Here is an 11,380-nt window from a genome sequence, read left to right as displayed (position 1 = left end):
ATACAGGGCAGGTTAGAAATTTCTCTATCAATCCACTTCCAACGACCTCGAAGAAGCCAGTTTTCTCTTATGGCACTTATACATACCCCACTCTGGAAACTGTGTCGGTAAAGGGCCAGTTTTACCATTCGACGCCCTAACCACTGGTGACTACGGACGCCATTGGGCTGACTAACCCCTCATTAAACAGCGCGCTCGGGGTCAAACACTGACGTGGAAAGGTTTGCCCCAATGTCATGCCCCCAAAAGCGTGTTTGGTTTATTAAGGCAACAAGCGTGACATCCGCCTGCATTATAAATTAGCGATTAATGCATTGGGAGACCCTGAGACATGAAGCTTGCGAAGACAATTTTCATCGCCGTTTCATTACTGCCTTGCACGAGACACGCAGTGGCCGATCCCATCAACTCAGCGCCCAAGGGGCAATCTTTTACTCAAACTCGAAATCCGGGAGAGCTTGCCAAGTCTGGTACGATGGCGGCGGATATTGGCAAGAGTGTTGATGCCCTAAGCAGGCAGATACAAAACCCCGATATTCAGGGTGCTTCAGCTTCAGGCCTTGATGTCACCACCTCAATGGCTAAAGCAAATGGAGCTGCGGTAGCGCATACACTTGCCAATCATCTGGGACGCATTCTCAGTCCTCTGGATTTCGGGGCCAAATGTAACGCCACCACAGATGACCATGTCGCGCTCTCGACCGCCTTTGCCTATGCTATGGCCACGGGCAATTCGCTGACGTTTCCCTCCGGTCAGTATTGCGTCAATAATGCGCCAATTCACATTTCAAGCGGGGCCGGCAATATTGTTGATATTAATTTCAACAGCGGAGGCGTCGTAACGACGACCGGATCAGATTTTCTGGTCTTCGATGGATCAAATGTTCCCAAGATGTCCGGCTTCAACATTCATGATGGCATATTTTTTGATACGGCCGGAAAAGCGAAATTCGTGACCGTCCAGAACACGAAAGAATTTTTCGGATATTTCCAGTCCAGCATTCACGGCATGTCGGTTCCCAACAAAGACCCACGTGACCCCAATGCTTCTGTTGTGCCTGCGGGTGCAGGGTCATTATTCTACGGACAGAATGTCGGCCATTTCAGTATTTATAGAAACTACGGCTCCTTTTCTCGGGCTTTCACCGAGTTCACGGGCGTGGCGAAAGCAGTAGGAACAACCGACGCAGACCAGTACTCATCTGATTCTGATGTCTACGATAACAGCGTTCAAGGCGTTTATACGCAGGGATCAGTTGCCGTACGCATTCACGATCATGTCCAAGGCATCTTCGTTTCTCGAAACAGGTTCCTGAAATTCGGGTACGGGGTGTACATGGCTCCAGCAGATCATACTGGATCCGAAGGTATGGAGATTGTAGATAACGGCCTGAATGTGAAATATGGCGGTATCTGGATTCAGGGCGGCTTAAATACCGTCTCACGAAATAACTTGCAGGCCGCGGCTCACCCGTCTTTTATCGGCTACTCAATCGGTAGCGCGACGGCTTCGAGCGTATATTCCGTGATTACGGACAATGGTGCGAATTCTCTGGGTGGGCAACCAACGCAGACAACACCTGTCTACCAATTATACGTTTCAGACGGTTCAATTGTGACTGGAAATCAGACGTCTGGCATCTGGCATGGCACCTGCATGACTATCACCACCCCGGAAGATACAGTATCCCAAACTACGATATCTAATAATAACTGCTGGCAATCTGGTACGATCAGCATTTTTGGCGGATGGAATGGCAATAACAATATTTACAATGCTTCTGTAGGTTCTCCGACAACAGTGAACCTCAGCAATACTACAAATGAAGCGATAACGTCGGTAACGCCTCCCAATGGCGCATTTTATATCAATGGCTTAGCGACGGTAAAAACGACATTGCAAGCTAAATCCCTTGTTCTGGGAAACTCAGTGCCTGCAACAAAAACTGCACCCGCATTCTATGCCCGTCTCGCATATGTCAACGCAGATCCTATAACCCATAATATCTCGATTGGGGATGCAACAGCCGCCACTACATATGGTGGCCTGTTGTTCATGCAGTCTTATACAAAATCAACACTCCTTTCGAAGGTGAAAGGCGTGGAGGGCGGCATGGCCCTATGTTCAGACTGTGCCGGGGGAAGTGCACAGCCAGTGATATATTCCCGGGGGCAATGGGCCCCCATCCTCCTCGGTGCGCCTTTGGGACCTTAACGGCTGTGGGAAACAACGCTCCAGACTTCCGTCCTTGGCCTCAGTTGAGCTTTAGAAACGTCCCTGACGAATGGGGAGCTACCACATTCTGCAAGCGTCGTGGCGGAATGCGCAGCACTTTGCCTGCAAGTGGTCCATAATATTTTAAGTCCTCAAACCGACAATTTTCAAAAATTGAAATAAACGCATTCCGAACAAACAATTGATTAAACAGAAATGAAAAATAATTTAAAAATATTATAAAATCTACCTATAAATAGTCATTATATGAAAATCCATTTTATATAACGGAAAACATATACCTACAAATTAATAACCTTCTCCGGAGCGTTTTCTTTGACAGGAATATTATGAGAAATCCCTAACAACGCATGCAATAAATACACGACAAAGGCAGCGGTTAGCAGCACTGCCAATAAGCGTCCGAAAATACGAAATGCCACAACAATCAGAGCGCATAACAGGCATAGCAGGAGAACCGTCTGAAACTGCCCATGTATCCCGATGCTACTCAGTACGGCACGCGCAGCGACTTCCACAAAAGCTACAGCCGCGACAATAAAGCCCATCAGCATCAGGATGAAACTGAGCAAGGTGTCAAAAATGGATTGCATGGTTCGCCCAGAGCAAGAATTGACGCAAAAACATTCTACAAAGACATCACCCGCTCTTTTTGGTCAATCGCTTCCAGCGGCAGGGATGGACGGATGATAACGATGTCATTACGAAAGAGAATAGCAACACCTGGAACATCAGCCTTTCTATGAGCATTTCATGACCTCTTCGCCCAACCTGCTGCTCACGATCATCCAGGCTATTTTGCCCATTCTGGTCACACTGGGCTTCGGCTATTTCGCCGCATACCGTAAAGATTTCGATGCCCAGCAGGCAGGCGTTCTAACGCGACTGGTCATGCTTTACGCCCTTCCGCTTGAACTCTTCGTATCTATCCTCAGTACGCCGAAAGCTCAGGTTCTATCTGCTGGCCCTGTAGCTGCGCTCATTCTTCTTGCAATGGTCGGGGGGTATGCAGCGGTTTTCAGTGTATTCCGTTTTGCACTGAAGCGCCGGCTTAGCGAAGCCGCCATCATTGCCATGACAATCACCGGTCCCTCGGTTCCGTTTATTGGGATCCCAGTTTTAGGGCAGATTTTCGGAGCCGCCAGCGGGGTGCCGATTTCAATCGCGGCTCTGGCCATGAATCTGATCCAACTGCCAATCACCCTTATTCTTATGGGTCATGATCACGGAAATCGACCAGCCCGCGATACCGCTATGGAAAGGCGTAACGAATTCAGAGAACTGGTAGGACATCTTCTTCATTCATGCCGTGAGCCCGTGGTCTGGGCACCCCTGTTAGCTCTTGTGCTGGTCAGTGCTGGCGCCTTCCTGCCTGTGTTCCTGAAAGGCTCTTTTCTTCTGCTCGGCCATACGACCGGAGGAGCAGCTCTGTTCGCATCCGGGGTGGTCCTGTTTACACGGCAGGTTCGTTTTAGTCCTCTGGTGGGCACGATTGTGGGAATCCGCAACCTTGTCATTCCAGGTATAGTCTATGCTCTGGCGCGCGCCTGGCACCTTCCCCCGCAGGCCCTTCAGGAAAGTGTGTTGACGATGGCAATCCCAAGTGCCTCCATCAACGTTATTCTGGCGATGCGGTATCACGTTCTGGAACGCGAAATCGCTTCCGTCCTGTTTTTCGGAACACTCACTTCCATTGCAACAATGGCATTTTTCATATGGTTAACCGGCGCTTAAGTAGCTTTCTGTTTGTTTGCACTGGCAATATCTGCCGCTCTCCACTCGCTGAACTTGCCATGCGTCGAGAGGCTGAGAAGCGAGAACTTGACCTCGATATTGATTCAGCCGCTATTGGGCATTGGCACCTCGGGTATCCACCAGATCCGAGAGCCTGCAAGGTAGCAAGCCAACACGGCCTAGACGCTTCGGCACTTAGATCACGCCTCATCTGCGAAGATGATTTTTACCGTTTTGACCACATCATTGCGCTCGATCACTCACATCTGACCCACCTGCAAAATATGCAGCCCTCGGACAGTAGAGCGCGCCTCTCCCTTATGCTCGATCATATTCCTGGCCGAGAAGGTGAAGACGTCGACGATCCTTATTATGGCCCAGAAAGCGGCTTTACGATCACCTGGAACGACGTTGAACATGCATGCCGCGCCCTTGCCGACAAAGAGCTCGACACCCTTCCCTCCCGTCACTGATCAACAGGAGAACCGACTTGTCTACCAAACCTGACCTGCTCATGATCGACCCTTTCCCAGCCGGGATCGTAGCGCGACTTGAAGAGCATTTTAACCTGCACCAATACAGTGACCTCGATCAGCTCAAACCAATCGCCGATAAAGTCCGGGGGGTGGCCACTGGTGGCGGTTCAGGACTTCCGCGCCCCCTCATGGACGCGCTTCCTGCGTTAGAAGTCATCGCCGTTAACGGCGTCGGGACAGATCAGATCGACCTTGACGAAGCACGCCGCCGCAAAATTGGTGTTGCAACAACGCTCGGCACCCTCACCGATGATGTCGCAGACATGGCCATTGTCCTGACGCTATCAGTCATGCGTGACACGGTCTTGAATGACCGTTTAGTTCGTTCCGGTGAGTGGTCAAAAAATTCGCTGCCGCTGTCCCGCAGCGTAACCGGAAAGCGGATGGGCATCGCTGGTTTTGGCCAGATAGGGCAAGCAATTGCCCATCGTGCAGCAGCATTCGGTATGGAACTGGCCTATTTCAATTCCAAACCACGTCCTGAAAGCGCAGTACGCTTCGAAAGTGATCTGAAGAAACTGGCTGAGTGGAGCGATATTCTCGTTCTGGCAGTCTCGGGAGGCCCTCGCTCAGCCAATATGGTTAATGCGGAAATTCTTGAAGCTCTCGGGCCAGACGGCGTTCTCATCAACATTGCCCGCGGATCGGTTGTCGATGAGGCAGCTTTGCTGTCAGCTTTGCAAGAAAATCGGATTGCAGGCGCAGGACTGGATGTGTTCCAGAATGAACCAAATATCAATCCCGAATTCTTCAAGCTTGATAATACGGTCCTACAAGCTCACCAAGCATCGGCAACCGTAGAAACGCGAACCATTATGGGCAACCTGATGGTCGACAATCTCATCGCGCACTTTGACGGTAAGCCGTTACTGACACCCATCCTGTAAAACAGCTACTCCAGAAACTGTTCAGCGATAATACGCTCGGACAACCCATGATCTGGATCGAAGAGGACCGTGGCATGCAGCTTGCGGTCCTCTTTGACAATCACCTCAGCCACATCACGAATTTCCTTGAAATCTGCAACTGCGGCCGTCGGTCGCTTGTCTGTGTCCATCAACGTCAGTCTGACTACAGCCGTCGATGGCAGGAGAGCACCCCGCCAACGTCTGGGGCGGAAAGCAGAAATTGGCGTTAATGGTAAGATGTTCGCACTCAGAGGCACGATGGGGCCATGCGCGGAAAGATTGTACGCCGTCGATCCCGCAGGGGTCGCAACAATGACCCCGTCACAAATCAACTCTTCCAGCCTTGTCCTGCCATCAACCTCAATACGAATACGGGATGTCTGGCGTGTCTGGCGAAAGAGGAACACGTCATTAAACGCCCGCGCTTCAGACACCTCTCCATTAACTGTCCTCGCCGTCATATGCAGCGGATGCAGTAAGGAAGGCTGCGCATTTAACAGGCGTTCCGGTAGATTATCCTCATTGGGCGTATTCATAAGGAACCCGATGGTTCCGTAATTCATACCGTACACGGCCAATTCAAGCCCAAGAACACGATGAAGCGTTTCGAGCATAAAGCCATCGCCCCCCAGACTGACAGCCACATCAGCGCTTTCAAGCGGAACGTTCCCATAGCGAGCGACCAGAACTGCGAGTGCATCCTGGGCGGCGTCTGTTGACGCCGCTACAAAAGCAATTTTCATACGGATCAGATCAACTGCCTGTTTGCCTGAATTGGCATACGTTCACGCACCTGACGCACCTGATCGAAATCGAGATCGGCAGTTCCCCAAGTGGCTTCGCCGCCCAGTTTCAGAACAACCTCGCCCCATGGATTTACAATCATGGAGTGACCATACGTCTGACGCTCGTTTCCAGCAGCATCCGTATGCCAACCGGCTGTCCCACAGGCAATGACCCAGGCCTGCGTTTCTATCGCACGTGCCCGGATCAGGATTTCCCAATGAGCTTCCCCTGTCTGCTGTGTAAACGCAGCAGGCAAGATGATCATCGCCACATCTGCGGCCCGCAATGCAAGAAACAGCTCAGCAAAACGCAAATCGTAGCAAATGGCGAGACCTGTCGGGACGCCTGAAATATCTACAACCTCTACGCTGTCGCCTGGCACATAGTTATCACTCTCCCGATAACCATCCCCATTCGGCGTGACCACATCAAAAAGGTGAATTTTCCTGTACCGTCCGCATTCATTGCCGTGAGGGTCAAAGATCAGCGATGTATTCGCCAATTTATCTTTTCCCTCACCCGAAACGGTTTCTCCGATTGAGCCACCATGAACCCAAATGCCATGCTCTTTGGCCATTGTGCGCAAAGCCTCATACAGCGGACCACCTGACTCTCCCGGAGCAGGGAGTTGCTCAGCGCTGGCATGCTTGGTCTCAGCCGTCCCGCCCAGGCAACTCCACACCTCTGGCAAAACCACCAAGACAGGATTTTCGGCTTTTACTGCATCCGCCACGAGATGCTGAGCCTGAGCAATATTTGCATCCCGGTCAGCCGAAGGAGCCATTTGGATCAGTGCAACACGCATGGTCGGTACATTCCCTTTAGCAATGACCAGAGACCATAAGCGATCACAAAGTCCGAGGTAAGCCCGTACACCCTTAGACTCAGATCGCAGCTTGCAACCCACGAGAGCCATGCACTCTTGGGTTCTTACTGAATGACCCCGACGGTCCGTATCTTTGCGCGAGTAGAAATTTCTGTTTGCGAGAGAACCATGGTCGCTGGGCGAATGCGTTCCACAATCATTCGTATAGGACGACGCATCCCCCCGGCGACAAGAATAACCGGGTTTTCACCCTGCCCCAAAGCTACATCCAAAGCCTGCCTCAGTTTTCCTACCAGTTCGTTAAGGCGAGATGGCGGGAGCGCCAACTGGCGATCATCTGCAGGACCAATCATGTTCTCTGACAACACGACTTCCCAATCGGGGCTTAGTGTCAAAACAGGAATATAGCCCTTTGGTCCGGTAACAGCGAAGCTGATCTGACGCGCCAAACGGGTCCGAACATGTGAGGTCAACGCCAGTACAGATTTAAGACCTTGCCCACAGCCTTCCTGAAGCGCCTCTAAAATACCCGACAGATCACGAATTGAAATCTGTTCGGCAAGGAGACTTTGTAGAACTCTCTGAACAACACTCACTGACACTTGAGACGGAATAAGATCGACAATCAGTTTCTGCTGATCTCTTGGCATGTCATCCAGCAGTTTCTGTGTCTCGGAATAAGACAGGAGGTCAGCCATGTTTTCCCGAACCAACTCAGTTAGGTGCGTAATAATGACGCTTGCTGGATCAACGACCGTATATCCCTTGATAATCGCATTCTCTCGTTCACTTTGATCAATCCACAATGCAGGGAGATTAAATGCCGGCTCTCGCGTTTCCTCACCCTGCAAGTCTGGCAAACCTCCTTTCGGATTCATCGCCAAAATTCGACTAATCCGTACTTCTCCATGTCCAATTTCGATTTCTTTAATTTTTACAGCATACGCGTCAGATGAAAGCTGAAGATTGTCCTGAATACGGACGGGGGGAAGAATAAATCCCATTTCTCCAGCAATTGTTCTTCTGAGAACCTTGATTTGTTCAGTCAACCGGGCACCATCACCGCTCGCAATTGAGAGCAAATTAAAGCCCAACTCTAAACGTAGCAGGTCGACGCGGAGGCTTTCGGTAATGGGGGGCTCACCAGACTGCGTGTTTTCAGGAAGGCTGACAGCATCCTCTTCAGCAGCTTGATCCTTAACAGGTGAGCGATGTCGCAACCACGCCCCTCCTCCTGCAAGAGCTGCCAAACCAAGAAAGGGAAGCGTCGGCAAACCGGGCATTAATGACAGGACAGCCGCTGAGCCAGCTGCCAGAGCAAGGGGTTTGGGGTTGCCACCAAGTTGCCGCACCAATGCTACGTCCGCCGCACCTTCAGTACCTCCCTTGGTCACCACAATACCCGAGGCCGTAGAGACAAGCAGAGCTGGAATTTGCGAAACCAGGCCATCGCCGATCGTCAAAGTCGTAAACGCAGATGCAGCATCCGCCACAGACATCCCATGACGCCCAATGCCGATGGCTAACCCTCCGACAATATTGATGGCCGTAATGATCAAACTCGCGATTGCATCTCCACGGACGAACTTGGCCGCACCATCCATCGCTCCATAGAACCCACTTTCTTCCTGGAGTTCTTTACGGCGCTGCCGCGCAATTTTGTCACTGATGGCGCCAGAAGACAGTTCAGCATCAATCGCCATCTGCTTTCCAGGCATGGCATCCAGCGAAAAGCGTGCTGCCACTTCAGCAATACGCCCAGACCCCTTTGTGATCACCATAAAATTCACAACTAGGAGGATTGCAAACAGGATCGCGCCGATTACGACGTCACCTCCCATCAGAAAACCTCCGAAGGCAGCTACAACATGGCCAGCCGCATACATCCCCTCATAACCGTGACTAAGAATAAGTCTGGTTGTCGCAACCTCCAGCGACAGACGGAGCAATGTTGTGAGAAGCAGCAATGTCGGGAAAGAGGTGAAATCGAGTGGTCGCGTTAAAAACAAAGCGACCATCAGGACAAGTACGGACGCCGTGACTGAGAGGGCCAGCCCGACATCCAGAATGAATGTCGGTAGCGGCAAAACGAGAACTGAAAGCAATCCGGCAACAGCCAGTGCCAATCCAACATCCGTTCCCGGCAGCCAGCGCTGCCCTCCTTGCAACCAAGCAGGCAAGGGCATTTTCTGAAAATAACCAGAGAGAGAGGTCTTTTTCACGAAGGAAGAAAGAACCCCTTCTGATGTGTTCATAATAATAGTCTTACCTGATTAAATTTTTATCTTAGAGAGAAAATATATCCATATAAGTTAAATATTAGGAAATTTTTTCAGTTTTTAACTTTTCCAGATTTGATAATTTCCGTCATGGTTACACCAAGTCTATTCTCATCGACCATCACGACTTCACCACGAGCTATCAGACGATTATTTACAAGAATGTCGATCGAATCACCAACCTTTCGATCAAGCTCCACAACAGCCCCTCGCCCCAAGCGTAATAACTGGCTCACCTGCATATTTGCACGCCCCAGAACTGCACTGACCGTTACAGGGATATCGTAGATCGCTTCAAGGTCATGAGCGAAGCGCGGCGGCTCTACAGACTGAGCCGATACTGCTTCGACGTCGTCAAGATCGAAATTATTCTGTGTATCAGTCATTTCAATTATTCCGCGCTAACTGCAGGTAAAACTTTATCTAGAGAAAATATTTTCAAAATTTCCTGCACCAAGGTTCCTGCCTCTCGGCAAGCCTTTCCTGTCGCCCAAAAAATTCGAAAATCTCCCGAAGCCAAAGTGTCATCTGCACGACAATCAATCACTTCCACTCCTTCTCGCTCACACAACGTTAATAAATGCTGAATTTCCTGAGATTTAGCTTCTATTCGGATGCGCCCAGCCTCTCTGAGGGTTGGCATGATTTTATCAATCAATACATCCCGTTCTCTGGGGCCATAATTCTCCAAAAGGGATGGAAAAATTTTAGCTAGATGAGAAAAAATGGCAATTGAAGAATCTTCAGCGGCTTGCTGTGCACATTGATTTATCTGATCAGAAATTTTTTTTATAATATTTAAAGAATTGTTCTCAATACAGTTCTTCCATTCATACTTTTCTTTTTCATAAAAATTTCGTTCGAGTGCAGACACTCGTTCTTTTTCCTGCCTGCACGCAAAATCTAAATCTTCGGCAGTATAGAGTTCAGGTGTGGTTATTTCCGAAGAGGACAGATTTGAGACAGGTTCCGGTTCGGCTGGAGACAAAACCGGGATGTCGAAATCTTCAGCGTAAAGAACTTTGGACACCTGATCGCGGCGGTCGAAATCAGGAATACTCATACGAGCATCTCATTCGCGGCCTGTTCTTGATCCAGAAGTTCAATTTCCCCACGATCAAGGAGAACTTTGGCGACAAGCAGAATATCACTCTGTGCCGCATCGACGTCCTTAACGCGCACAGGGCCTAATGCTTCAACTTCATCTATAAGAATACGCCCTGCACGCTCAGACATTGCCGCAAGAAATGCACTTCGCAGTTTCTCGCTTGCACCCTTAAGAGCGATCGGCAAGCTTTCGCGTGCAATCTGATTAAGCAACACCATAAGGCCCTCTACAGGAACCTGAGCCAATTCCTCAAAAGTAAACATGAGGCTTTTAATTCGTTCCGCATCATCATGACTGCGTTCATCCAAGGCCGTCATAAAGCGTTCTTCAAGTCTTCGATCAAAATTATTGAAGATGTCTGCAAGAACTTCGTGGCTGTCTCTATGCGAACCACGAGGAAGGTTAGAGACAAACTCGGATCTTAATGTCTGCTCCACGCTGTGCAAAACACCTTTCTGCACATTTTCCATTTTCAGCATCCGCGTCATGACATCGAGCGAAAATTCTTCAGGAAGCAGGGCGAGAACTTTCGCCGAATGCGCTGCCTTGATCCTGCTAAGAATAACTGCGACCGTTTGCGGGTATTCATTTTTTAAATAGTTTGCGAGCACTGCCTCTGAGACGTTTCCAAGTTTGTCCCACATAGTTCGCCCGGCAGGACCACGAATTTCTTCCATGATGGCCGCGGCTCGCCCAGCGGGGAGCGTATTTTTGAGCAATCGTTCTGTTGTTTCGATGTCACCAATCAAAACTTCTGAAGACCCGAGGCTCCGGCTGAATTCGTGACAGACGCTTTCGACAGTTTCTGCCGAGACCATTCCAAGCTGAGACATGGCGGCAGAAATTTCTCGAATTTCTTCTTCGTGCATCTGCTCAAACAAGCGAGCGCAGTTTTCTTCTCCTAATGCCATCATCAGAATGGCGGACTTCTGCGCACCCGTGACAGATTTTTCCAGCCCAATCATTT

Annotated in this window: 11 protein-coding genes; 4 read left to right on the top strand and 7 right to left on the bottom strand. The window is 50.0% G+C overall.

The annotated features are described in order from the left end of the window. Positions 1–331: 331 nt before the first annotated feature. Positions 332–2,215 (top strand): hypothetical protein, encoded by a 1,884-nt coding sequence (locus tag KP705_RS04495; RefSeq protein WP_152659239.1) that lies wholly within the window; start codon positions 332–334, stop codon positions 2,213–2,215. Positions 2,216–2,517: 302 nt separating this feature from the next. Here KP705_RS04495 and KP705_RS04490 read toward each other — a convergent pair whose 3' ends face one another. Further along, positions 2,518–2,829 (bottom strand): hypothetical protein, encoded by a 312-nt coding sequence (locus tag KP705_RS04490; protein WP_215764107.1) that lies wholly within the window; start codon positions 2,827–2,829, stop codon positions 2,518–2,520. 160 nt (positions 2,830–2,989) lie between these two features. Here KP705_RS04490 and KP705_RS04485 point away from each other — a divergent pair, with 160 nt between their 5' ends. From KP705_RS04485 to KP705_RS04475, 3 genes are read left to right on the top strand one after another with little or no spacing between them, the layout of a single operon-like run. Beyond that, entirely contained in the window at positions 2,990–3,970 is a 981-nt protein-coding gene (locus tag KP705_RS04485) for an AEC family transporter (RefSeq protein WP_046901150.1), read from the top strand. Continuing rightward, positions 3,952–4,443: a low molecular weight protein-tyrosine-phosphatase gene (locus KP705_RS04480; RefSeq protein ID WP_046901149.1), complete on the top strand. Its 492-nt coding sequence runs from the start codon at positions 3,952–3,954 to the stop codon at positions 4,441–4,443. Before KP705_RS04485 ends, KP705_RS04480 begins: the two co-directional genes overlap by 19 nt. Before the next feature lie 17 nt (positions 4,444–4,460). Then, complete coding sequence (locus tag KP705_RS04475) at positions 4,461–5,393, top strand: 2-hydroxyacid dehydrogenase (RefSeq protein ID WP_215764106.1); 933 nt, start codon at positions 4,461–4,463, stop codon at positions 5,391–5,393. A 5-nt stretch (positions 5,394–5,398) separates the two neighbouring features. Here KP705_RS04475 and KP705_RS04470 read toward each other — a convergent pair whose 3' ends face one another. The 6 genes from KP705_RS04470 to KP705_RS04445 all read right to left on the bottom strand — a co-directional run bounded on the left by KP705_RS04470 (position 5,399) and on the right by KP705_RS04445 (position 11,378). Then, positions 5,399–6,157: an NAD kinase gene (locus KP705_RS04470; protein WP_046901147.1), complete on the bottom strand. Its 759-nt coding sequence runs from the start codon at positions 6,155–6,157 to the stop codon at positions 5,399–5,401. Positions 6,158–6,162: 5 nt separating this feature from the next. Next, positions 6,163–7,005, bottom strand: coding sequence for a carbon-nitrogen hydrolase family protein (locus KP705_RS04465; RefSeq protein WP_046901146.1), 843 nt, complete (start codon positions 7,003–7,005; stop codon positions 6,163–6,165). Positions 7,006–7,130: 125 nt separating this feature from the next. Next, entirely contained in the window at positions 7,131–9,212 is a 2,082-nt protein-coding gene (gene flhA, locus KP705_RS04460; protein WP_374195551.1) for a flagellar biosynthesis protein FlhA, read from the bottom strand. Positions 9,213–9,358: 146 nt separating this feature from the next. Beyond that, the gene (fliN, locus tag KP705_RS04455) at positions 9,359–9,691 is read right to left on the bottom strand and encodes a flagellar motor switch protein FliN (RefSeq protein WP_099213153.1); all 333 of its coding nucleotides are present in this window, start codon (positions 9,689–9,691) and stop codon (positions 9,359–9,361) included. Positions 9,692–9,696: 5 nt separating this feature from the next. After that, complete coding sequence (locus tag KP705_RS04450; RefSeq protein ID WP_215764104.1) at positions 9,697–10,368, bottom strand: hypothetical protein; 672 nt, start codon at positions 10,366–10,368, stop codon at positions 9,697–9,699. Next, positions 10,365–11,378 (bottom strand): flagellar motor switch protein FliG, encoded by a 1,014-nt coding sequence (locus KP705_RS04445; RefSeq protein WP_203547716.1) that lies wholly within the window; start codon positions 11,376–11,378, stop codon positions 10,365–10,367. Before KP705_RS04445 ends, KP705_RS04450 begins: the two co-directional genes overlap by 4 nt. Positions 11,379–11,380: the final 2 nt, after the last annotated feature.

This window comes from Gluconobacter sp. P1D12_c (assembly GCF_018812105.1).
In the GTDB taxonomy this organism is placed as follows: Bacteria; Pseudomonadota; Alphaproteobacteria; order Acetobacterales; family Acetobacteraceae; genus Gluconobacter; species Gluconobacter oxydans_A.
This window is presented reverse-complemented; position numbering and strand designations above follow the sequence as displayed.